This is a genomic window from Parafrankia soli, from assembly GCF_001854695.1.
Classification (GTDB): Bacteria; Actinomycetota; Actinomycetes; order Frankiales; family Frankiaceae; genus Parafrankia; species Parafrankia soli.
In genome coordinates this window covers 1-21,996 of the sequence record NZ_MAXA01000275.1, presented here as the reverse complement: position 1 = coordinate 21,996, position 21,996 = coordinate 1, and the positions used below count along the sequence as shown (strand labels likewise).

At 71.5% G+C, this 21,996-nt stretch carries 22 protein-coding genes; 11 read left to right on the top strand and 11 right to left on the bottom strand.

Annotation, left to right across the window (positions count from 1 at the left end):
- Positions 1–169 precede the first annotated feature (169 nt).
- The 3 genes from BBK14_RS32855 to BBK14_RS32845 all read left to right on the top strand — a co-directional run bounded on the left by BBK14_RS32855 (position 170) and on the right by BBK14_RS32845 (position 2,582).
- Positions 170–754 (top strand): patatin-like phospholipase family protein, encoded by a 585-nt coding sequence (locus BBK14_RS32855; protein WP_071067029.1) that lies wholly within the window; start codon positions 170–172, stop codon positions 752–754.
- Between the two features lie 178 nt (positions 755–932).
- Positions 933–1,817, top strand: coding sequence for a pyridoxamine 5'-phosphate oxidase family protein (locus BBK14_RS32850; RefSeq protein WP_071067028.1), 885 nt, complete (start codon positions 933–935; stop codon positions 1,815–1,817).
- Between the two features lie 114 nt (positions 1,818–1,931).
- Entirely contained in the window at positions 1,932–2,582 is a 651-nt protein-coding gene (locus tag BBK14_RS32845) for a PaaI family thioesterase (RefSeq protein ID WP_241832049.1), read from the top strand.
- Here the strand turns inward: BBK14_RS32845 and BBK14_RS32840 are convergent.
- A complete protein-coding gene (locus tag BBK14_RS32840) occupies positions 2,563–3,330 on the bottom strand; it encodes a DNA glycosylase AlkZ-like family protein (RefSeq protein WP_241832048.1) in 768 nt (255 codons plus the stop codon). The two genes, BBK14_RS32845 and BBK14_RS32840, sit on opposite strands and share 20 nt — an antisense overlap.
- Before the next feature lie 411 nt (positions 3,331–3,741).
- Between BBK14_RS32840 and BBK14_RS32835 the strand changes: the two genes are divergently transcribed.
- From BBK14_RS32835 to BBK14_RS32820, 4 genes are read left to right on the top strand one after another with little or no spacing between them, the layout of a single operon-like run.
- Positions 3,742–5,085 carry an ABC transporter substrate-binding protein gene (locus tag BBK14_RS32835; protein WP_116430206.1) on the top strand — a complete coding sequence of 448 codons (1,344 nt, stop codon included), beginning with the start codon at positions 3,742–3,744 and terminating at the stop codon, positions 5,083–5,085.
- Positions 5,086–5,087: 2 nt separating this feature from the next.
- Entirely contained in the window at positions 5,088–6,032 is a 945-nt protein-coding gene (locus tag BBK14_RS32830; protein WP_071067026.1) for a carbohydrate ABC transporter permease, read from the top strand.
- Positions 6,019–6,876, top strand: coding sequence for a carbohydrate ABC transporter permease (locus tag BBK14_RS32825; protein ID WP_071067025.1), 858 nt, complete (start codon positions 6,019–6,021; stop codon positions 6,874–6,876). The genes BBK14_RS32830 and BBK14_RS32825 overlap by 14 nt, the downstream gene beginning before the upstream one ends.
- Positions 6,877–6,901: 25 nt before the next feature.
- The gene (locus BBK14_RS32820; protein WP_071067024.1) at positions 6,902–8,107 is read left to right on the top strand and encodes an ABC transporter ATP-binding protein; all 1,206 of its coding nucleotides are present in this window, start codon (positions 6,902–6,904) and stop codon (positions 8,105–8,107) included.
- A 69-nt stretch (positions 8,108–8,176) separates the two neighbouring features.
- Here the strand turns inward: BBK14_RS32820 and BBK14_RS32815 are convergent, their stop codons facing one another.
- Positions 8,177–9,436 carry a cytochrome P450 gene (locus BBK14_RS32815; protein WP_071067023.1) on the bottom strand — a complete coding sequence of 420 codons (1,260 nt, stop codon included), beginning with the start codon at positions 9,434–9,436 and terminating at the stop codon, positions 8,177–8,179.
- 568 nt (positions 9,437–10,004) lie between these two features.
- Here BBK14_RS32815 and BBK14_RS32810 point away from each other — a divergent pair.
- Positions 10,005–10,820: an alpha/beta fold hydrolase gene (locus BBK14_RS32810; protein ID WP_071067022.1), complete on the top strand. Its 816-nt coding sequence runs from the start codon at positions 10,005–10,007 to the stop codon at positions 10,818–10,820.
- Between the two features lie 72 nt (positions 10,821–10,892).
- Here BBK14_RS32810 and BBK14_RS32805 read toward each other — a convergent pair whose 3' ends face one another.
- The 7 genes from BBK14_RS32805 to BBK14_RS32775 form a co-directional block, all read right to left on the bottom strand.
- Positions 10,893–12,128, bottom strand: a complete 1,236-nt coding sequence (locus tag BBK14_RS32805; protein ID WP_071067021.1) for a cytochrome P450 — start codon at positions 12,126–12,128, stop codon at positions 10,893–10,895.
- Positions 12,125–12,556, bottom strand: coding sequence for a PaaI family thioesterase (locus tag BBK14_RS32800; RefSeq protein ID WP_241832047.1), 432 nt, complete (start codon positions 12,554–12,556; stop codon positions 12,125–12,127). The genes BBK14_RS32805 and BBK14_RS32800 overlap by 4 nt, the downstream gene beginning before the upstream one ends.
- Positions 12,557–12,599: 43 nt before the next feature.
- Positions 12,600–14,477, bottom strand: coding sequence for a fatty acyl-AMP ligase (locus tag BBK14_RS32795; RefSeq protein ID WP_241832046.1), 1,878 nt, complete (start codon positions 14,475–14,477; stop codon positions 12,600–12,602).
- 76 nt (positions 14,478–14,553) lie between these two features.
- A complete protein-coding gene (locus tag BBK14_RS32790; RefSeq protein ID WP_241832045.1) occupies positions 14,554–15,957 on the bottom strand; it encodes a cytochrome P450 in 1,404 nt (467 codons plus the stop codon).
- Positions 15,954–16,865, bottom strand: a complete 912-nt coding sequence (locus BBK14_RS32785; RefSeq protein WP_071067019.1) for an SAM-dependent methyltransferase — start codon at positions 16,863–16,865, stop codon at positions 15,954–15,956. The genes BBK14_RS32790 and BBK14_RS32785 overlap by 4 nt, the downstream gene beginning before the upstream one ends.
- 2 nt (positions 16,866–16,867) lie before the next feature.
- Positions 16,868–17,131, bottom strand: coding sequence for an acyl carrier protein (locus BBK14_RS32780; RefSeq protein WP_071067018.1), 264 nt, complete (start codon positions 17,129–17,131; stop codon positions 16,868–16,870).
- A 43-nt stretch (positions 17,132–17,174) separates the two neighbouring features.
- Complete coding sequence (locus tag BBK14_RS32775) at positions 17,175–18,185, bottom strand: acyl-CoA desaturase (protein WP_071067017.1); 1,011 nt, start codon at positions 18,183–18,185, stop codon at positions 17,175–17,177.
- 177 nt (positions 18,186–18,362) lie between these two features.
- Between BBK14_RS32775 and BBK14_RS32770 the strand changes: the two genes are divergently transcribed.
- Positions 18,363–18,887, top strand: coding sequence for an NUDIX hydrolase (locus tag BBK14_RS32770; RefSeq protein ID WP_071067030.1), 525 nt, complete (start codon positions 18,363–18,365; stop codon positions 18,885–18,887).
- A 142-nt stretch (positions 18,888–19,029) separates the two neighbouring features.
- Here BBK14_RS32770 and BBK14_RS32765 read toward each other — a convergent pair whose 3' ends face one another.
- Positions 19,030–19,800, bottom strand: coding sequence for an SDR family NAD(P)-dependent oxidoreductase (locus BBK14_RS32765; protein WP_071067016.1), 771 nt, complete (start codon positions 19,798–19,800; stop codon positions 19,030–19,032).
- 55 nt (positions 19,801–19,855) lie between these two features.
- On the bottom strand, positions 19,856–20,401 hold the full coding sequence (locus tag BBK14_RS32760; protein WP_476739418.1) for an SDR family NAD(P)-dependent oxidoreductase: 546 nt from the start codon (positions 20,399–20,401) through the stop codon (positions 19,856–19,858).
- 456 nt (positions 20,402–20,857) lie between these two features.
- Here BBK14_RS32760 and ppk2 point away from each other — a divergent pair, with 456 nt between their 5' ends.
- Together ppk2 and BBK14_RS42565 are read left to right on the top strand one after the other, a co-directional pair.
- Entirely contained in the window at positions 20,858–21,832 is a 975-nt protein-coding gene (gene ppk2 / locus BBK14_RS32755) for a polyphosphate kinase 2 (RefSeq protein WP_071067015.1), read from the top strand.
- A 90-nt stretch (positions 21,833–21,922) separates the two neighbouring features.
- Positions 21,923–21,996 (top strand): helix-turn-helix domain-containing protein (locus tag BBK14_RS42565; protein WP_157904211.1); only part of this gene is annotated, 74 nt, incomplete at its 3' end.

Sequence of the window (21,996 nt, the reverse complement as noted above, 5' to 3'; positions counted from 1 at the left end):
TCGCTCCTGAAGCGAGGAGGCGTCCGTTGACGAAGCAGGAACCCGGATCGCGAGGTACGGGAATCCCCGGCGTTCACGCCGGGGAGGATGTCAACCCGAGCGCCTCTCCGCCCTGCCTGATCCGAGTCCCGACCCGACCGCTCCGCGGACCCGCCCGGACCCCGGCCTGATGGGCGAGGTGTTCGCGATCCTCGCCGATCAGGCCGATCCGGAGCGGGTCCGTCGCGTCGGCCGGATCGCGCTCACCGTCCCGGCCATTCCCGAGGACGTGTACGTCGCCCGGATGGCGTGGCTGATCGGAACCCACGACTGGCCGGACCGGCGGCTGCTGATCACCGCGGTGGACGTCGAGACCGGCCGGCCCGTCGTCTGGGACCGCGCCAGCGGCGTCCCGTTGGCCTCCGCCGTGGCGGCCAGCTGCGCCATGCCCGCCGCCTACCCGCCGGTGACCATCGAGGGCCGGCGCTACATGGACGGCGCGCTGGGCGGCGGATCCAACATCCACCTCGCTGACGGCGCCGACCCGATCGTGGTCATCGAACCGGGGGCTCCCAGGCCCGGGCCCGCCGTGCCGGCCGCCGTGTCGCCTGTGGCGGCCGCCGTGCGGCCCACGCCCGCCGTCGTGCGGATCGCCCCCGACGAGGCCGCGCGGAACAGCTTCGGCCCCGACCTGGGTGACCGGAGCCGTTGGCGGCCGGTCTACCAGGCCGGGGTGAACCAGGCCCGGACGGCCGCCGGACTCATCCGCCGGTGAAGTCGAGCGAGTTCCGTAGGCCTCCAGCTACCGTCATCTGACGGTTCCCCGTAGGCGGCGTCGGCGGGACGATCGGTGGTGTGGAGCATTCGGCTGCCGAGCGGGGCGCGACCGAGGGTCGATTGTCCGTCTCTCGGCGGCGTAGTCGGCATTCGACAGACCACGAGGTGACGTTCCGATGACAGCCGACCCGGCTCGGGGTTTCCATGACGGCGAACTGGCGGTGCAGCAGCGGGCTGGTGTCGCCCGGGAGGCGGCTCGGCTCGCGGGCATGCTCGGGCCCACCCGGTTGCGCCCCGGCTCGACCGCTTTCCTGGCAGGTCTGCGGCTGGCGGCGCTGACCGCGCGCGACCGCGCCGGAACGCTGTGGATCTCGGTCCTGACGGGTCCACCGGGATTCCTCGACGGTGCCGGGGAGCTGCTGCGGATCCGCGCGGCTCCGGCGCCCGGCGACCCGTTGTCCGACCTCGGTGCTGACCAGCCGGTCGGGATCGTGGCGATCGATCCACAGGCGCGGCGCCGAATGCGCGTCAACGGCACGTTGATCTCGGCCCGTCCCGGGAGCCTGGTGGTCGAGGTCGGCGAGGCCTACGGCAACTGCCCGCAGTACATCCAGGAGCGCACGATCGGCACGGGGCCGACCCGCCGGACCGAGCACCCGGCTCCGCTGGTCGGTGATCGGCTCGACGAGTCGGCCACCCGGATCGTGCGCGCGGCCGACACCTTCTTCCTCGGCACCATCCATCCGGAACGCGGTGCCGACGCGTCACACCGCGGTGGCCCGGCCGGGTTCGTCCAGGTCGCCGGAGGCGACCTGGCGTGGCCCGACTACCCCGGCAACAACATGTTCAACAGTCTCGGCAACCTGCAGGTCGACGACACGGCCGCGCTGGCCTTCGTCGACTTCGGCACGGGCGACACCGTGCAGCTCTCGGGCCGCGCGCATGTGGAATGGGCGGACCCCGGCCCGGCGGACGACGACGGCGGAACCGGCCGGCGCGTGGTCTTCACCGTCTCCCGGGTGGTCTCGGGTGGCCCGCCGTTGCCGATCCGCGCCGCCTGACCCGCCCCGGTCCGTGCGGACCGGAGCGGAGTCGTCGACCGGGAGCCCGTCGACCTGATCGCGTCACGGGGGCGAGGCGTGGCTGGGAAGCAATTTCCAACTCAGACGGTCTGGGTGGCTAGGCTCCTGCTCATGCCACCCGCCGCGCCCAACGAGCCCGCGTCTGAGCCCGAGCCCGAGCCCGTATCCGAGCCCGCACCCCGGTCCGCCGGTGCACCGGCGGAGCCCGTCGCCGCGCCGCCGGGCGCGGACCCCAGGTGGGGCGACCTGCGCCGCAAGACCGTGACCTGGTACGACCCGGCTGCCAGCGCACGGTCGAGCCTGACCATGTCCGGCCTGGAGTTCCTGCGGGCGATGGTCGACGGCACCGTCCCGCCTCCGCCGATCTCACGAGTCTTCGACTTCCGCCCGGTCACGGCGGAGGTCGGCGACGTGGTCTTCACCTGCGAGCCGGACGAGTCCGCGTACAACCCGATCGGGCTCGTCCACGGCGGTCTCGTCTGCACCCTTCTCGACACCGCGGCGGGCTGCGCGGTGCACACGACACTGGCGGTCGGTGTCGCGTACACCTCTCTTGAGATCAAGGTCAACTACGTCCGCCCGGTCCAGGTTCTCCCCGGCCGGGTGAACACACTGACCGTGCATGGATGGGTCACCCGTCCCGGCCGCCGGGCGGCATTCGCGGAGGGCGACGTCCGCGACGCGCAGGGCCGAGTCGTGGCCACCGCGAGCAGCACCTGCCTCGTCATGGGCGCCGGGAGCTGACGGAAGCCTGTTGGCCGGCCGGGCGCAGGAACCGTTCGACGTCGGCGGCCTCGGAACGCAGCGCCTGGGTGACGGCAGGGGAGAGCGGGGCGAAGGCAGTCAGCTCGACCCGCCCGGCGCGGACGGCCCACGTRCCGGCCACCGGGCCGCGCACGACCAGGCCGCGCACCGACGCCTCGATGAGGATGTAGATCAGCGCCTGCCCGTCCACCGGTACGCCGGCACCGCGGAGACGCTCGCGCAGCGCGTCGCGGCCCAGCGGCCCGTCGGCGGCCAGCGCCCGCTCGACGACCGAGACGCCCCTCTCGGCCTGGGCGGGGGAGACGCCCTCCTCGGTGAACCGACGCCGGATCTGGGCCTGCATCCGCGGGGCGGTCAGCGGGTGCAGCCACCAGTAGTCCTCGGCCCGGACGAGGTGCAGCGTCCCCCGGTTCAGCCAGGTGACGACGAGCGAGCGGTCGGTGGTCAGGGCCTCGTCGACGTCGGCGGCGTGGGAGCCGGCCACCCGTGATCTGATCGCCAGCCGCATGCCGCGCGGGTCCTGCGCCTGAACCGCGAGGAGATGCGCCACCGTGTCGACGGCCGTGCACCACGCCGTGCCCGCGAGCCCCTGCGCGGCCAGCCGGGCGGCGGCGACCGCGGGCGCCACCTCGTCCGGCGCCGTTTCCCGACCTGCCATCCCGTCAGCCTGCCAGGTCCGCGTAGTAACCGAGCCAGCCGCCAGCCGCCCGCGGCTGGCGGCTGTCATCAAACCGACCCGGTTTGTTCATCCGACGTTTATCGGCGTATTGGCCGGATGGTTTAGAGGCCGACGTCGATTGGAATACGTGATGATCGGATTCGAAGTTACGTTTGCGATCGGGAATCCGCGGTAGCACGATTGCTCGCGGCGGCCCGAACAGCCCGATTCGGGTCCGGTGCGCAGGGGGCGGGGGAACGGGCATTGGTTCCGTTCCCAGGGATCCGCCTGCCTGCCTGCTCGGGGGGGACCGGCCGTCATGCTCCACCTGGACCTCRGGAATCGCGGTGACATCCCGCCGCCGGACGCGGATCGGAAGGCGGGCCGGCACGGTTCTCCCCGGCGATTCCACCAGTGCGTTGCGCTGGCCTCACGCACATCGGTGACACGGGTGTGCACGAACCTCGGAAAGGTAACAGTATGACAGGCCGGACAGGGCGCGTGCGTGGTCGGCGGCTGATTCCCGCATTGCTCGCCGCGGTTTCGGTGTTCGCCGCGGCGGCGTGTGGCAGCAGCGACGGCGACTCGGGCACCGAGAACGCCGCGGGGGCGCTGGCCCCGCTGGACAGCGCGACCAAGGTCACCATCAAGTTCCTCTCCTACAACTACGGCACCCCCGGGCTGGGCGGCACGGGGACGCAGGCCCTCATCGACGCGTTCGAGAAGGCCCACCCCAACATCACCATCGAGCCGCAGGGCGTGGCGACCAAGGACGTCCTGACCCGGCTGCGCACCGACACCGCCGCGGGCAGCCCGCCGGACGTCGCGCAGATCGGCTGGAGCAAGATGGCCGAGGCCGTGCAGGCCCTGCCGATCGTGCCCGTCCAGGAGATCCCGCCGACGGCGGAGTGGGATGAGCACGTCGCCGGGATGTCGAAGAGCATCCTGTCCGCCGTCTCGGTCGACAACCAGGTGAAGGCGATGCCTTACACCATGTCGATCCCGGTCCTCTACTACAACGCCGACCTCTTCCGGGCCGCCGGGCTCGACCCGGCCAAGCCGCCGACGACGCTCGAGGAGGTCAAGAAGGCCGGGCTGGCCATCAAGGGCACCGGGTCCGAGGGCGTTTACTACGGTGTCGTGGACTCCGCGAAGTCCGACTTCCTCACCCAGTCCGTGGTGAACGGCAACGGCGGCAGCCTGGTCGACGCCAACGGCGAGGTCACCCTCGACAAGCCGGCGGCGGTCGGCGCACTCACGGGGATCCAGGACCTGGTCAAGTCCGGGGCGATGCCCGCGGTGAACACCGAGACGGCGCTGGCCGCCTTCACCACCGGCAAACTCGGCATGCTCGTCACCAGCACCGCCGTCCTCGCCAGCGCGATGAAGGCCGCCGACGGCAAGTTCGAGCTGCGGACCGCGGGCTTCCCGACCTTCGGCTCGAAGCCCGCCCGGCCCACCTACTCGGGCGCGGGTCTCGCGGTGCTGGCCAAGGACGACGCCCACAAGCGGGCGGCCTGGGAGTTCATCAAGTTCGTCACGAGCGACGCCGGCTTCGAGATCATCACCTCCAAGATCGGCTACCTGCCGCTGCGCGAGTCCGTCGCCACCAAGCTGGAGGACTCGGCGATCGTGAAGCTCCTCGCCCCGTCGCTGGAGCAGCTCGACACCGTCGCGCCGTACACCGCCTTCCGCGGCACGAAGGCGAACCAGGCGGTCGTCGCGCTGCAGGACGAGGCGGTCGAACCGATCGTGCTGCGGGGCGCGGACCCGGGGCCGACGCTCACCTCGGTCGCCGAGAAGATCCGGAAGCTCAGCGCCTGACGATGACCACCCTCGAGGCCGGCGCCTCGACGCTCGACGCGCGGGGGCACGCGAACAGGCGTGTCCCCGCCGCCGCCGTCCGCGCCCGACTGACGCCCTGGGCCTACCAGGCCCCGGTCCTGATCTCCCTGCTCGTCTTCGTGTACGGCCCGCTGGTGTTCACCATGGTGCTCAGCCTCCTGGACTGGGACCTGGTGTCGCCGGACAGGACGTTCGTCGGCGTGGACAACTACCGCCGCCTGGTGGAGGAACCGGAGTTCCCGCACGCGCTCGCGCGGACAGGGCTCTACGTCCTGGCGCTGCTGCCGTTCGCCACGATCGTCCCCATGGCGCTGGCGATCATGCTGTGGAAGCGGCCCGGGCGGGCCAGCGACAACTACCGGTCGCTGCTGTTCCTGCCGGTCGTCCTGGCCCCGGTCGCGACGGCGCTGTCCTGGCGGTTCGTGCTCGACCCGCTCGGCGGCGTGGCGAACCACGTCTTCGGCGCCGTCGGCCTGCCCGAGCAGGACTGGCTCGGCGATCCCGACACCGCCATCTGGGCGATCTCGCTGATCACGTCCAGCCGGTTCGTCGCGCTGAACATCCTGCTGTACGGCGCGGCGCTGGCCGCGCTCGACCGCCGCGCGTTCGACGCCGCCCGCATCGACGGCGCCACCGAGTGGGAGATCACCCGGCATCTGGTGGTCCCCCAGCTGGTCAACACGACCGTCCTGCTGTCGTTTCTCTGCGTGGTCTTCGCGGGCCAGTGGACCTTCACCAACGTCGCCGTGCTGACCCAGGGCGGCCCGGACGCCAGCACCGACAACATCTACTACCGCCTGTACACCTACGCGTTCACCTTCTTCGACGCCGGGACGGGAGCCGCCGCCGCGGTCCTGATCGTGCTGATCCTCACCGCGCTGTTCGGGCTGTCGACCCTGCTGAGGAGGCGCCGTGCCCTCGGGTAGCCGCGCACTGACCGGAAGCCGCGCCCTGTCCGGTGGCCGGGGCGCGACGGTGGGCCGGCACGCGGTGYTGCTGCTGGCCGCGTTCGTCATGCTGTTCCCGCTGCTGTGGGCGCTGTCCGCGTCGTTCAAGCCCGGCACCGACATCTACAACGCGAACCCGCTGCCGTTCCCGGGCACGCTGGACAACTACCGGTACGCCCTGCGGGAGTTCCCGCTCTGGCGGCTGCTGGTCAACACCTTCGTCACCGCGATCGGCGTGACCCTGCTGCACCTGGTCGCCGGGGTGCTCGCGGCCTGGTCGTTCGTGCGCTTCGCCCACCGGGGCCAGCGGCTGGTGCTGGGCCTGGTCACGGTCGCCCTCGTCGTCCCCCCGCAGTCGCTGATCATCCCGCACTTCCTGATGATCACCCGGCTGGACCTGCGGGACAGCTTCGTCGGCCTGATCGTCCCGCAGCTCGCGACCTGCGCGCTCGCCGTCCTGCTGCTGCGCGAGCACATCCGGGCGATACCGCCGACGCTGATCGCCGCCGCCACTCTTGACGGCGCGACGCACGGCGAGACGCTGCGGCAGATCGTGCTGCCGCTGCTGCGCCCCGCCCTCGGCGCGGTCGGGATCGTCGTGTTCATCACGACGTGGAACGAGTACCTGTGGCCCTCGCTGGCCGCGCCCAGTCCGGAGCACACCACGATCCAGATGGGGCTCCAGCTCTTCGAGACCACAGAGGGGCCCGAGCACGGCCCGATGCTCGCCGCGGCGATGCTCGCGACGCTCCCGGTCGCCGCCGCGTATGTCCTGGCGTCCCGGCGGATAGCCGACGCCTTCCTCCAGGCCGGATTGCGGTAGCCAGTTGACGACTGAGACCCCCCCGATGACTGCCGGCGTCACCACGGACGGCGGCACCGCGAATGACCTCACCCCGGACGGCGCCGGAGTCCTGCTCGACGGCGTCACGAAGCGCTACGGCCGCCAGACCGTCCTCGACGTGCCGCGACTGCAGGTCCCGCACCGCTCGTTCACCGTGCTCGTCGGGCCGTCGGGCTGCGGCAAGTCCACCGGGCTGCGGGTCGTCGCCGGCCTGGAGACCCCGGACACGGGCCGGGTCGTGATCGGCGGTGTGGACGTCACGGACGTCGCGCCGGGACGGCGCGGGGTCTCGATGGTCTTCCAGGACTTCGCGCTCTACCCGCACCTGACCGTCGAGCAGAACATCTCGTTCAGCCTGCGGCTCGAGGCCCGCCACGACCGGCGCAACGGGCCGAGCAAGGCCGACATCGCCCGCCGGGTCACCGAGGCATGCGCGATGCTGGGCCTGGAGAAGCTGCGCGGACGCCGGCCGGCTCAGCTCTCCGGCGGCGAGCGCCAGCGCGTCGGACTGGCCCGCGCGGTCGTCCGTCGCCCCTCGGTGCTGCTGCTCGACGAGCCGCTGTCCGCCCTGGACGCCCAGCTGCGCCAGCACGCGCGCGCCGAGCTCGTCCGGCTGCACCGGGAACTCGGCAACACCGTGGTCCTGGTGACGCACGACCAGCTCGAGGCACTGTCGATGGGCACGAACCTGGTGGTGATGAACGGCGGGAAGGTCGTCCAGTCCGGCACGCCCGGTGAGGTCTACCGGCGCCCGGCGGACACCTTCGTCGCCGGCTTCGTCGGCAGCCCGGCGATGAACCTGCACGACGTGCGGGCGGGTACGCATCCCGCCGGGACCGAGCTGACCGCGCCCGGCCTGCGCGTGGTGATCCCCGGCGACAGGCTGCCGGCCGAGGTCCGGCTCGGGTGGCGTCCCGGGGACGGGGTCCTCGAGCGGCTACCGGACGCCGGACCGGCCGCCGGGCTGGGCGCCGGGGGCGAGTCGACCGGGCCGGGGCTGCACGCCGACGGCGTGGTCGACGTCGTCGAGTTCACCGGCGACGCCGTCGTCGTGCACTGCGCCGGGGAGCTCGGCCGCTGGGCGGTGGCCGTCCGGGCGGGCGTCGACCAGCCGGCCGTCGGCGACCGGGTGCGGACCAGGGTCGCGGCCGCGCATCTCCACCTGTTCGACGCGACCACCGGCCGGCGTATCGACGATCCCACCGCCTGAGTGCGGGTCACGCCGTGCCGCGGCCGGACGGCGTTCGTGCCGTCCGGCCGGGCGACGAGGACGTGGCTCCTATCGCCACACCACCGGCACGGCGGACGGTCCCCGCTCGTACATCCCGATGACGCGCGGGGTCTCGGCATGAGAATCGAGGCGCAGACCGGGTAGGCGGTCGAGCAGCGCGGAGACCGCGGTGTGGATCTCCGCGCGGGCCACGTGCATGCCCAGGCAGATGTGCGGTCCGCCACCGAAGCCGAGATGCGGACCCGCCGGGCGGGTGGGATCGAACTCGTCCGGACGCTCCCAGCGCGCGGGATCGCGGTTGGCCGCGCCGAAGCACAGATGTACGACCGACCCGGCGGGGATCGCGACCTCACGCAGCGTCGTGTCCACTCTCGCGAAACGCGAGAACATCGGGTCCGTGGGCGTCCAGCGGATGGCCTCGTCGATTGCCGGGCGCAGGAGCGCGCGGTCCGCGCGTACGGCTTCCAGCCAGGTGGGATGGGTCAGCAGGGTGAGGAGCGTGATGCCCATCTGCTTCCACGTCGAACCGGAGCCGGCGGTCAGCAGCAGAAACGCGAAGCCCAGGATCTCCTCGTCGGTGAGGGTGTGGCGCTCGCCGTCCTCATCCGTGATTTCCGCCTGCGCGAGAACGCTGATCAGGTCGTCCTGCGGATCGCGGCGACGAGCCGCGACGATGGGCATCACGATGTCGACGAACGCGTCGGGGCTGCGCCCGTCCGAGGTCGCCGCCGCCTTTATGCGCAACGCGTCCGCGGCGCCGACACCGAAGCTGCCGCAGATGGTGAGCAGCGGAATGGCGGCACAGAACTCGACGTTGAGATCGGCCCGGCCGGCGGCCTCGAAGGTGTCGATGAGCATGTGCACGGTGGAGCTGATCCACCGGTCGATCCACCAGCCAGCCTGCTTGGGCACGAACGACGGCTGGACGAGCGCCCGGTAGCGGCGGTGCCGCGCGCCGTCCATGAAGAGCAGAACAGTCTCGCTCCGCTCGTTCTCGAAGCCCGGGATGGCCGGCGCCGAGGCGAAGGTCTCAGTGTCCCGAAGCACCGCCTGGCAGGTGGCGTAGTCGAAGACCGAGAAGTGCGGCAGCTCCGGATAGGGCAGGCCCGGGAAGAACGCGTCGCCGTGGAACCCGACCAGAGGACCGACGATGCCGGGATGCACCGGGCCGGTCTCGCGCAGCCGGTGGAACTCCGGGTAGATGTCGCCCTCGAACGCCCCGCCGCGGGCGGCGTACACCTCACTACGGAGATCGAACAGCTCGCGGATCCGTCGAGGGTCCAGGGCCGAGGCGTCGCGCGTCACCATGTCAGCCTCGCTCGGATAAGACGATCCGAGTGCGGGATTCCATCATCTGACCGCCAAATCATCTGACCGCCAATTGTCAGTGACAATAGCCGTCAGTGACAGTAGCCGGATAGCGAGGTTGGCCGCAAGAGTACTTCACGATCCGTCGGTGGGCACGGCTTTCGGACGACGGGACGGTGTTCGGTGTTCCGGTGCCGGCGTCGCCGGAACGTTGACGCGGGCCGCGTACCCGCCACCGGTCAGCAGGGCACACACCTCGTCGCCGACGGCCGGCCCGCCCGCGTCGGTGGCCGCGCCGATGGCGGAGACCCGGCCGGCGCACTCCGGGTCGAGGATGTCGCTCGCGCCGGGCGGCGCGCGGGATCGGCCACCTCCGACCAGGACGTCACTTCGGGGTTACCGGGAGCGCTTACCGGAATCGCCTTACGGGAAATATTCTAATCTTTTCGATCTTACTTTTCCGTATATTAACTGAATGTTTTCCGGGTGYCGTGGAGAATATTGGGGCGGGTAGCCTGGATTCCCGCTTCCTGGCGTGGGACAAGATCTCAAGAAGGAGCGGAGCGCTGTGTCGACCATCGATGTCCGGGGCGTGTCGATCGCTTATGGAGATACCGGTTCTCCAACAGGTCGGCCGGATGCGCCGACGATTGTGTTCGGGCACGGCCTGCTGTTCGGCGGCTGGGTGTTCCGCGCGCAGGTCGCGGCGCTGCGCGAGCACTACCGCTGCGTCACCCTGGACTGGCGCGGCCAGGGTGACACACCGCCGACCCCCGGCGGGTACGACATGGACACCCTCACCGCCGACGCGGTCGCCGTGATCCAGCGGCTCGGCCTCGCACCCGTGCACTGGGTGGGACTGTCCATGGGCGGCTTCGTCGGCCTGCGGATCGCGGCCCGCCACGGCGAGCTGCTGCGGTCGCTGACGCTGCTCGACTCGAGCGCCGATGCCGAGGAGCCGACCGAGGCCGGTGCCTACCGGCGCCTGGCCCTGGTGGCTCGGCTGGTCGGCGTCCGGCCGGTCCTCGGCCGGGTCCGTCCGACCATGTTCGGCCCCTCCTTCCTCGCGGACCCGGACGGCCGGCCCGTCGTCGCGGAGTGGGCCGGCCGGCTTGGCCGAGTCGACCGCTCCGCCCTGCGCAAGGCGGTGCTCGGGGTGGCCGACCGCCCGCCCGTCGACCACGAGATCCCCGGCATCGCGGTGCCCACGCTCGTCGTCGTCGGCGCCGACGACGTGGCCACCCCGCCCGAACGGGCCGAGCGGATGGTGGCCCGTATCCCCGGCGCCCGGCTCGAGGTCGTCGCCGACTGCGGACACACCAGCCCGCTGGAGCAGCCCGACGTCATCACCGGCCTGCTGCGCGGGTTCGTCGCCGGGGCGTGATCCCACCGTTCCAGGGCGCCGCCGGCCCGTGACGCTGGTGGCGGCCCGGACCGCCGCCGGCCCGAGACGCCGTTACCGGACGGCGACCGTCAGTGAGGCCGGGCCGCGGACGTTGATCCGGCCGTTCCAGCGGACGTCCTCGAGCACCGGCGCGGGGAATCGCCCGACGAAGCGGGAGATGGCCACCCGGGCCTCCAACCGGGCCAGCGCCGCGCCCACACAGTGGTGGATCCCGGCGCCGAAGGACACGTGCCGGTGCGCGTCGGCGCGGTCGAGGTGGACCTCGTCGGCGTCCGGGCCCCAGAAGTCGGGATCCCGGTTGGCCGCCGCGAGACACACCGTCACGAACACGCCGGGCGGGATCTCCGTGCCACGCACGGACAGCGGCTCCAGGGTGATCCGCCGCATCAGGTGCACCGGGCTGTCGTAGCGCAGCAGCTCCTCCACCGCGTTCCCGGCGAGCGCGGGCTCGTCGCGCAGCCGGCGCATCTGGTCGGGGTGGCGCAGCAGCGTGAGGATCCCGCCCGCGACGAGGTTCACCGTCGTCTCGTGGCCGGCGACGTACAGCAGCATGACCTGCGCGACCAGCTCCTCCGCGCTGAGAACGTCACCGTCGTGCTCCGCGCCGATGAGCGCGGTCAGCAGGTCGTCGCCGGGGTTGTCACGTTTCCAGTCGGTCACCATGCGCATGATGGCGGCCACCTCGTCGTTCGCCGCCCGGATCTCGGCCTGCAGCCCCGGGTCGGGCAGCGGCTCGAGGGCCCGCACCATCGTCCCGGTCAGCTCGCGGAGCCTGCCGTGCTCCATCACCGGGATGCCCAGCAGCTCGGAGATCACGGTGAACGGGAGCGGGAAGGCCAGCTCCGCGACGAGGTCGACCCGGCCCGCCTCGGCCATCCGGTCGAGAGCGTCGTCGACGATGCGTTCGATCCGCCCTTCGAGCGCGTCGACGGCGCGCCGGGTGAACGCCTTCGTCACCAGCCGGCGCAGCCTGGTGTGGTTCGGTGGATCCTGGTCGAGCATGGACAGGCCGTGCATGAGCCGGTTCTGCTTGCCCAGGGTCCGCGACTCGCTTTTCCACTCCGGAAGCTCGGTGATGTGCCGTTCGTCGACGGAATGCCCGGAGCGCTGGATTCTCGCCACATCCTCGTACCGGGAGATAATCCAGAATCCCAGCGGGTGCCGGTGAGCCGGCGCGTTTTCGCGCAGCTGGGCGTAGTGCGGGTAGGGGTCCTCGGCGAAGCCGTCGGCGAACGGATTGAAGACGTACTGCCCGCTGGTGGCCCGCGGGGTTCGGGTGTCGGTCACCGGTCGGCGCCCCTCCTCGGGTCGGGGACCCTGATGTTGCGCAGAGTGACGAATGCGGTCGCGCACAGCGTCTCGACCTCCCGGCCGCGGGCGGTCGAGCTGTAGACGTCGGCGGCGGCGACGCTGATGGTCGGCCCCGCCTTGATGACGCGCCCGCGCGCGACGATCCGCTCCCCGCGCGCGGGGGCCACGATCTTGACCGTGTAGTCGATGGTCATGTTGGCCCAGCCGGCCGGCAGCAGCGTGCCGGCCGCGCACCCGCCGGCGAAGTCCGCCAGCGCTCCCAGCACGCCGCCCTGGACGAACCCGTCATGCTGGGTCAGCTCCGCCCGGTACGGCTGGACGAGCTCGGCCTCGCCCGGCGCCAGCCTGCCGACCTGGAAGCCGAGGCGCCGGGCTGCCGGCATGCTCAGGACCGCGTCCCTCACGGCCCGCTCGAAATCGGGGTTCGGCGCTCGTGGCGAGTCCATTTCAGGTCCTCTCACGCGGGTTGTCGGTGCTGGGAGACGGGCCGGTGGCCAGGCCGGTGGCCGGGTCGGTGGACGGGCTGGTCGACGGCGTCCAGCGGTCGAAGGCGTCCCGCAGGTAGCGGCGTCGGGCCGCGGCTCGCATGATCTTTCCGCTGGTCGTCTTCTGGAGCCGGCCCGGCAGCGTCAGCACGAGATCCCCGACGGAGACCTGGTGCTCACGCACCACCGCGGCCCGGATGGCCCCGGCGACCTCACCCGGGTCGGCCCGCCGCCGGAACTCGCCCCTGACCTCCTGGACGATGACGAGCCTCTCCCGGTCGGCACCCGGAACGGAGAACGCGGCACACCCGCCCGGCCGCAGCGCGGGATGCGCGGACTGCGCGGTGTGCTCGAGGTCCTGGGGGTAGTAGTTCCGACCCCGGATGATCACGAGGTCCTTCAGTCGTCCCACGACGAACAGCTCGTCGTCGACCACCAGGCCGAGGTCCCCCGTGCGCAGGTAGCCGCGGCCAGGATCGTCGGCGTGCTCGGCGTGGAAGGTCTCGGTGCTCTCCCTCGGGCGGTCCCAGTAGCCCCGCGCGACATGGTCCCCGGCCACCCAGATCTCCCCGATCCGGTCCGGCGGGAGAGATCGTCCCGTCCGCGGGTCCACGATCCGCAGCGCGCTGTCCCGGGGGAGGACCCCGGAGCCGACCAGGGTGCTGCCGCGGCCCGCGGGCACCGGCGTGTAGCGGCCCTCACGCAGGTCCTCGGTGGCCGCCTCGATCACCCGCGCCCCGCGGCCCTTCTCGCTGCCGGTCACCAGCAGCGTCGCCTCGGCGAGGCCGTAGCACGGGTAGAGCGCCCGCTCGTCGAACCCGTGCGGCGCGAACGTCTCGGCGAAGCGTCGCAGGGTGTCGTGGCGGACGGGCTCCGCGCCGTTGAAGGCGACCTTCCAGCAGCTGAGATCGAGATCGGGCACCCCGCCCCGGGCGGCGCGGGCCACGCAGGCCTCGAAGGCGAAGTTCGGGCCGCCGCTGGTGTGCGCGCGGTACCGGGAGATCAGCGACAGCCACAGCATCGGCCACCGGATGAAGGCGGTCGGGGACATCAGGACGCAGGTGGCCCCGGCGTACAGCGGCTGCAGCACGTTGCCGATCAGGCCCTGGTCGTGGAAGAACGGAGCCCAGCCGACCACCGTYGAGTCGCGGTCGTGCCCGAAGGCCCGCCGGATCATCTCCTGGTTGGCGGCGAGGTTCCCGTGGGAGACCATGACCCCCTTGGGGTCCGACGTCGAGCCCGACGTGTACTGCAGGAACGCGATGTCGGCGGGATCGAGGTCCATGGGTTCGACGGCCGTGGGGTCGAGGCCCGCGGCGTGGACGTCCACGGTGTGGATGCCCGCGGTGTGGATGCCCGTGGGAGCCGGGCCGGCGGGGATCCGGTCGACGGGGATCCAGGACATCGCGCCGCGCGGCGAGGTCAGGGCGGCCCGGAGCTCGCGGGCCATCGCCTCGAGCGTGAGAACCGCGGCCGGCTCGCAGTCGTCCACGATCCGGCGGGTGGAGTCCTGGACACCGTCCCGGTGCGGCGGGTGGACGGGCACCGCGACCACCCGCGCGTACAGACAGCCGAGGTACGCGACGACGAAGTCCAGGCACTGCGGGAACACCAGCAGCGCCCGGTCACCGGGTTCGCAGGCCCGGGACAGCTCACCGGCCACGGCCAGCGCGCGGGCGTGCAACCCGCCGTAGGTCAGGCGGCCGGTCTCCTCCGCACGCTCGTTCACGAAGACGTACGCCGTCCGCTCCGGTTCGAGAGCGGCACGCCCACGCAGGACGTCGGGAAGCAGCGTTCCCGGCCGCACCGCCGCTGTACCGGGCGTCGTCGTCCGTCGCACCGCCGTCCCCTCTCGCCGCGCTCGCTGTGCGCTGATGGACCGGGCCCGCGTCACCGGCTGGACGTCCCGACGGTCGTCACCGGGACGCCTCCGGGGATGCCGCGCCGGCGGGGCGGGCGGCACCGGCGGCGTGGGGGAGGGCGCGGGGGAGAACGGTGCCGGCGGCGTGCAGAGTCACCGGGAGGTGCCGCAGCCCCCGGACGATGGAGCTGTGGTCCTGCCACTCGAGCTGGTCGGTCCGCGGCTCGATGCTGGTGGTCGCTCCGAAGAGGCACTCGAAGACGACCTGGGCCTGCATCTCGGCGAGGAGACCGCCGAGGCAGCCGTGCATGCCGTTGCCGAAGGCCAGGTGCGCCTTCGGCGCGCGGGTGACGTCGAACTCGTCCGGCCGGTCGAACACGGCCGGGTCGCGGTTCGCGGCGCCGAGACACAGCAGCACCTGGTCGCCGGCCCGGATCCGCCGGCCGTCGACATCCACGTCGCGGGTCGCGACGCGCTTGGTCATCTGCAGCGGGCTGTCGTAGCGCAGCGCCTCGGTGACGGCGTCGCCGGCCAGCTCGGGCGCGCGGTGCAGGCGGGCCGCCTGGTCGGGGTGCCGCAGCAGCGCGAGGAGACCATTGCCCAGCAGCGACTTCGTGGTCTCGTTGCCCGCGACGAAGCACATGATGCAGACGAAGATCAGTTCCTCGGGGGTGAGTGCGTCCCCGCCGGCCGTGCGGGCCGCGAGCAGGCGGCTGATCAGGTCGCCGCCGGGCCGCTGCCGGCGCTCGGCGACGACCCCGTCCAGAGCCCGCGCGAACGTCTCGACGACGTCGCACACGTGCTCGAAGTCGCCGGCCCGCATCAGCCCGGGTTCGAGCAGGAACCGGATGTCGTGCGTCCACGGGCCGACCTGCGCGCGCAGGCCGTCCGGCAGCGCCATCCAGTCGCACATGACCGTGACGGGCAGCGGCGCCGCGAGGTCGGCGATGGCGTCCATGCCGCCGGCGGCCAGGGCGCGCCGCACCAGGCCACCGGCGACCTCCTCGACGCGGGGGCGCAGCGCGGCCACCTCGGTGGCGGTGAACACCCGGTTCACCAGCCCGCGCAGCCGCGCGTGGTCCGGGTTGTCGGTGAACACCAGGGACTTCTCGCCGAGCCGCACCACCCGGTCGACGTTCGCCCGGGCCAGCTGGCCGGCCCGCCGGCTGACCAACTGGGGGATGAGCCCGGCGCTGAACGTGCGGTCCCGCAGGACGCCCTGCACGTCGGCGTGCCGGGTCAGGACCCACATGCCCATCGTGCGGTGGACGGGCTGTGCCTCGCGCATCCGCCGGTACAGCGGATAGGGGTCGCGGCGGAACTCCGCGCCGAAGGGGTTGAAGCGGATCGCCGCCCGCCCTCCGCCGGCGGCGCCCCCACCGGAGGCCCTGCCGGCGGCGGCTCCGCCAACGGTGGCCGCGGCTTCGTCGACGGCGGCTTCGTGTGCCCGCGGGGTCATCCCCTCGGCACCTCCCCGGCCGCGAAGTAGCGGTCCCGGAAAGGGCGCAGCACGATCCTGAGCAGGCAGATCTTCCCCATCCGGAAGCCGACGGAGGACAGCTTCAGGTAGCGCTCGTACCGGGCGACCACCTCCGGCCCCACCAGCCGGCCCGCCTCCGCGCGCCGCGCGCGCAGGCGGCGGGCCCACTGCTCGCACGTCCAGGCGTAGTCGAGCCGGCCGTTGTGCACCGACTGGATCTCGAAGACGCCCTCGGCCGCGGTCACGATCTCGGTCAGGGTGGGCAGCTCCGCGTTCGGGAAGATCTCCTGCTGCATGAAGCGGCTCGCCTCGGCGCCGGACATGTTCGCGTAGGCGATCGTCTGCAACGACAGCGCGCCCCCGTCGTTCAGCCAGGACCTCGTCCGGGTGAAGAACTCGCGGTAGCGCCGAACCTTCTCGGCCGGCGAGTCCTCGGGCCTGGCGAAATGCTCGAACGCGCCGATCGAGATGATCCCGTCGAAGCGGTCCTCGGGGGAGTAGTGCAGCCAGTCCTCGGTGCGGACGTCCACACCGGGGTGGCCGCGGGAGCGCACGTGGGCCGCCTGCTCCTCGCTGAGGGTGAGGCCGACCGACCGCGCCACCCCACGCTCACCGGACAGCCGCTCCAGGATCGAGCCCCAGCCGCAGCCGATGTCCAGCACGCTCCGCGCGCGGCCCGCGTCGATCGCGTCGAGATGGAACCGCAGCTTGCGCTCCTGGGCGGCCTCCAGGGTGTCGTCCGCCGCCGCCCGGATGGCGCACGAGTAGGTGAGAGACCGGTCCAGCCAGAGTGCGAAGAACTCGTTTCCCACGTCGTAGTGATGGCGGACGGCGGCAGCCGCCTCGGCTGCCTCTGCCCTCCGGTCATTCTCGTCGGTCAGCGTCACGATCAGGTCACCTGCCGTTGCGCCTGTCGCTGCTCGTGCAGGCGTGCCGCGACGGCGTTCAGGCTGGGATTGGCGAAAAGCTCCTCGGCGGCGAGCTCGACGCCGTAACGGTCCTCGACCTCGGTGAGCAGGGATACCGCCAGGGCCGAATCGATGCCCAGCCGATCGAAGTCGGCGTCCAGATCGAGGGTTCCCGCGGGGACCTCGAGAAGTCCGGCCAGGTACTCCCGGCACCATCCCGCGATTTCCGGCTGTGTCGACTCCATTGGTGCCCCCTCCATTTGTATCCCCTCCACTTGTGTCCGCTCCCTATGTCGCCGGGCCGGTCGCCGTCCCGGCGGTTCTCGGCACTCTTCGTGCGGCTATGCGTTCCGTGGACGGAACCTTGAGGTCCCAGGCGAGGCCGCACGCCGCGAGGGTCCTGATGAGCCAGTACCCCGGGTCCAGGCGGTACCAGGCCAGGCCGAAGGAGGGGGATTCCGGAAAGGCATGGTGGTTGTGGTGCCACGACTCGCCCAGGGTCAGCAGCCCGAAGACACCGCCGTTCCTGCTGTTCTCCCGGGAGTCGAAAGCCCGGGTGCCGAACATGTGCAGGAAGGAGTTGATCGACCAGATGATGTGCTCGAGGACGAAGATCCGCACCAGGCCGCCCCAGAGGAGCCCGCTCACCGCCCCGGCCCAGCTCCAGTAGACCAGGCCGCCGACGAGCGTCGGAATCAGCAGGCCCAGGAGGACCCAGTAGTCGTAGCGCCGCCCGATCCGGGCCAGCGCGCGGTCTCTCAGCAGGTCGGGAGCGTAGTGGGCGATGTTGGGGTATTCGTGGCGGCGCATCCACAGGAAATGGGAGTGCGCCAGCCCGCGGAGCCGGCCGCGCAGCCCGCCGCCGGCGAGATTGGGGGAGTGCGGATCGCCGGCGCGGTCGCTGCACTCGTGGTGCCGCCGGTGCAGGGCGACCCAGGAGACCATCCCACCCTGGCCGGCCATCGAGCCCAGAACCGCTAGCACGGACGAGACGCCGCGCGTTGTCCTGAACGTCCGATGGGTGAACAGCCGGTGATATCCGACGGTGACACCGAGCCCGGTCAGCAGCCACATCGACGCCAGCAGCCCGAGCTCGGTGAAACCGAACGGGTGCACGGTGAGGAATCCGAGCGCGGCGATGGTGCCGAGAATCGGGATGATGTCGAACAGCAGGAAATGGCGGCGCTGGAGGCGGTGCAGGTAGGGGCTGCTGAGTGTTTTCCGGCGGGGAGCCGGTCTCGCGTCTCCGGTGTCGGCATCGAGGTTGGAAATCCCGGCCGCACGCTGGATGTCTGCCATTTCTGAACCGTGCCTCCTGAGTACCCACTCGAGGTCGTCATTCAGGTGGCGGCAGCGTAACAGCAGCCCAGGCGGGTTTTGTAGGCTCCGTCGCGGATACAAATCGCGCGATTGAACTCAGGTCGCCTCGGGAGGTCTGATGATCACGGTGTGGGCGGGTCGGCCGGCGGGTCGGTCGTGAGCACCGGTGCGGCCGATCGGCGGTCGACGGCGGGCCGGCCGAAGGCCGGGGTGACCTTTACGTTCCTGGGGTCGGCGGTGGATCCGTCGTTCGCCGCCGTCACCAGCGCGAGCGTCGTCGCGGTGACGCCGGAGGGCGGGCTGGTGCTCGCGGATCTGGCCCGCGGCCTCGACCTGCCCGGTGGGCACGTCCGGGCCGACGAGACGTCCGTCGAGCAGACCGTGCGCCGGGAGGCCTGGGAGGAGGCCCGGATCAGGCTCGGCGCGCTGGTGCCCGTCGAGGTCATCCAGTCTGACCTGTTCGGTCCGGATGATCTGACGTACATGGTGGTCCGGGCCGCGATGGTCACCGAGCTCGCTCCCTGGGAGCGCACGCACGAGTCGGCGGGCCGGGTCGTGCTGCCGCCCGCGGAGTTCCTCGCCCGCCGCCCCGGGCGCCGTCCCGAACTCCTGCGGCACCTGGTGACCGCCGGTCTCGCCGCGCTCGGCCGCGACGCCGCCGCGCCGCCGGAAATCCGCTGACCGCCCCGCTGACCGCATTTGCTGACCGTGTGGGCTGACCGCGGCCGCTGACGGCACCCGTGCTGACCGGCGGCGGATCGCTGGCGACCACACCGTCACCGCCGCCGGGCACGGGGCCCACGCCCGCCGGGCTCGAGCGGCGTCAGAACCGTCCCGGGGTGGCGAACGCCCGAACTGCCTCGGCTCGCCCCGGAACCGTGGACCGGTTCACCGCGGTCTCGAGAGACGACTGTCCGCCCGCGATCCACAGCGGACCATTGGCGATGTTGTCCAGGGCTTCCTGGGCGGCTTCGTCGGGCGCCTGAGCGGCGTCGAGGGGATAACCCAGCCGGGCCATCGCCGGAGTGGCCGTGAAGCCGATGCTGAGGTGCAGTACGTCGACTCCGTACTGTTCGCACTCGATCCACAGCGCTTCGCTGAAAATGCGGCTGAAGGCCTTCGACCCGCAGTAGGCGGCCAGGGACGGCGCGCCCATGAAGCTGGCGCCCGAGCCGGACAGGATGATCCCCCCGCGCTTGCGCGCGCACATGAGGCCGCCGTAGTGCCGCGCGAACTCGGCCTGACCGAGCACGTTGACGGCTATGACCGACCGGTAGACCGCGGGATCCAACCCGACGAAATCACCGCGGACGCTGTTGGCGCCGGCGTTGTAGATGAGCAGGCCGACCTCGATGTCGTCGGTCACGGTCCGTGTCCGCTCCAGGGCGTCCGGCTCGCTCAGGTCGACGGACAGGATGCGCACCTCCGCGCCGCCCGCTCGCAGGTCGTCAGCGAGCACCTGTAAGGGACCGGTCTTGCGGGCCGTGAGGACCAGTCTGAATCCCTGGGCGGCCAGCTTTCGGGCGTAGCTCTCACCGATGCCCTCCGAGCCGCCGACGACCAGCGCCCACGGCCCGTACTTCTCCAGATTCATGATCTTCCCTTTGGTGGCGGTGACCCGGGCGCCCCGGCCGTCCCGTCGCTCCGGTTCAGGTGGTGGTCGTGGGCTGGTCGTCCAGGTCGATCCCGAGCTCCTTGAGTTCACGTTCGGCCCAGAACAGGCGTCCGGTGTATTCCATGGGCTCGGCGCACGAGGCGAAGTAGGCGAGCATGCGGGCGGGGACGTCCATCGGCACGGCCACGCTGTCGTCGAGGCCGGCCTCCTTGACGCGGATGGCGACGAGCTCGGTGGCCACCAGGCCCGGGTGCATGCCGATCACGGCGATGCCCTTCCGGGCGAGCTCGGGGGCGAGGACGTTGCCGAGCCGGTCGAGTGCTCGCTTGCTGGAGTAGTAGCCGGGCACGGCGAGGCTGAACTCGCCGATGTTCTCGAGCTTGGGGAGCTCCTCGGGCTGGCGGAAGACCTCGCCGCTGCCGGTGGTGGCCGCCGCGTTGTTGATGAGCACGTCGACGCCGCCGAAGCGCTCGACGGCGGCGTCGACCAGGTGCTGGAGATCCGCCTCGCTGGCTAAGTCGGTCTGCACGGCGATCGCGCTGGCTCCCGTGTTCTCGATCTGCGTCAGTGTCTCGTTCAGGGTGCCGGGCAGTGTTCTGTCCGGCTCGACCGTTCGTGCGGCCAGGACCAGGTTCGCGCCGCGGCGGGTTCTGTCGCTGCACGGTGATCCGACCTCCGCTCACCATTTGAACACTGGTCAAATGGAGGGTAACACGGTCTCATCCCCGGGCATCGGCCCGCGGACCTGGCTCCCAGGCGGGTCGACTTGTGTTCATCTGGGGGAACAGATGATGAACACCCAGCTCGGCGTGGTCCGTCCGGCCAGGTCGGTGGTGGGATCGGGGAGGACGACCGGGGCGCCGCGGGACCTCCCGGCCTGCCATACCCCCGGAGCGGGTACGTCGCGGACAAGGCGGGCTGGGAGACAACGCTGACCGGGAGACGACGCCGCCCGGGAGGCAGAGCGGCCCCGGAGACAAGCGGCCCGGGACGTGCCGTATCCGACGACGGCCCGCTACCGCCACCGGAGGCTGCCATGAGTGACCTGACCACCGCGACTCCTGGTCTGCGTGCCGCCGCCGAGGCGCTGCCCGGCGTGCTCCCGGTCGAGTACCTGGGCGCGGACGTCCGCTCGCTGACGGTCGTCGAGGAGGACGCCGACGACGCGATCCTGCTCCGGCCCGACGGGACGACCATCGACACCTGGCGGGAGAACTACCCGTACGCGCAGCGGCTCTCCCGCGACGAGTACGAGCGGGACAAGCGGCTGCTGCAGATCGAGCTGCTGAAGCTGCAGTACTGGGTGAAGGACACCAGGCAGCGGCTCGTCCTCGTCTTCGAGGGGCGCGACGCGGCCGGCAAGGGCGGCACCATCAAGCGGTTCACCGAACATCTCAACCCGCGCGGTGCCCGGGTCGTCGCGCTGGAGAAGCCGACCGAGACCGAGCGCGGGTCCTGGTACTTCCAGCGGTACATCGCCCACCTGCCCACCGCCGGCGAGATCGTCATGTTCGACCGCTCCTGGTACAACCGGGCCGGGGTCGAGCGGGTGATGGGCTTCTGCTCCCCGGAGGAGTACCGGGAGTTCCTCCGCCAGGCGCCCGAGCTGGAGCGGATGCTCGTCCGGAGCGGCATTCACCTCATCAAGCTGTGGTTCTCGGTCTCCCGCCGGGAGCAGCAGACGCGGTTCCTCATCCGTCAGATCGACCCGGTGCGGCAGTGGAAGCTCAGCCCGGTCGACCTCGCGGCGCTCGACCGGTGGGACGACTACACCGAGGCCAAGGAATCGATGTTCTTCTACACCGACATCCCCGAGGCCCCGTGGACGGTCATCAAGAGCAACGACAAGAAGCGGGCCCGGCTCGAGGCGATGCGGTACGTCCTCTCCCGGCTGGACTACCCCGGCCGGGACGAGTCGGTCATCGGCCGCCCCGACGAGCGGATCGTCGGCGCGGCCGCCGGGCTGCTGGAGCCCGGTGAGCAGGCCGACCGCCAGTTCCCGAAGCTCTGACCGGGACACGTAGCGCGCAAGCCCTGTCCTTCAGGGCAGGGTTAGCGCATCAACGACAGAGCGACAGGGAAGTTCGTTATTCTGTCGGCTATGGGTTCTCGGGTGGTGAAGCGGGCATATCGTTATCGCTTCTACCCGAATCCCGAGCAGGCCGCGCAGCTGGC

Bases quoted from the DNA above. Each gene is read 5' to 3' on its own strand.
- BBK14_RS32820 (WP_071067024.1), top strand. From the start codon at position 6,902: ATGACTGCCGGCGTCACCACGGACGGCGGCACCGCGAATGACCTCACC.
- BBK14_RS32830 (WP_071067026.1), top strand. From the start codon at position 5,088: ATGACCACCCTCGAGGCCGGCGCCTCGACGCTCGACGCGCGGGGGCAC.
- BBK14_RS32790 (WP_241832045.1), bottom strand. From the start codon at position 15,957: ATGACCCCGCGGGCACACGAAGCCGCCGTCGACGAAGCCGCGGCCACC.
- BBK14_RS32835 (WP_116430206.1), top strand. From the start codon at position 3,742: ATGACAGGCCGGACAGGGCGCGTGCGTGGTCGGCGGCTGATTCCCGCA.
- BBK14_RS32850 (WP_071067028.1), top strand. From the start codon at position 933: ATGACAGCCGACCCGGCTCGGGGTTTCCATGACGGCGAACTGGCGGTG.
- ppk2 (WP_071067015.1), top strand. From the start codon at position 20,858: ATGAGTGACCTGACCACCGCGACTCCTGGTCTGCGTGCCGCCGCCGAG.
- BBK14_RS32775 (WP_071067017.1), bottom strand. From the start codon at position 18,185: ATGGCAGACATCCAGCGTGCGGCCGGGATTTCCAACCTCGATGCCGAC.
- BBK14_RS32815 (WP_071067023.1), bottom strand. From the start codon at position 9,436: ATGGTGACGCGCGACGCCTCGGCCCTGGACCCTCGACGGATCCGCGAG.
- BBK14_RS32780 (WP_071067018.1), bottom strand. From the start codon at position 17,131: ATGGAGTCGACACAGCCGGAAATCGCGGGATGGTGCCGGGAGTACCTG.
- BBK14_RS32765 (WP_071067016.1), bottom strand. From the start codon at position 19,800: ATGAATCTGGAGAAGTACGGGCCGTGGGCGCTGGTCGTCGGCGGCTCG.
- BBK14_RS32855 (WP_071067029.1), top strand. From the start codon at position 170: ATGGGCGAGGTGTTCGCGATCCTCGCCGATCAGGCCGATCCGGAGCGG.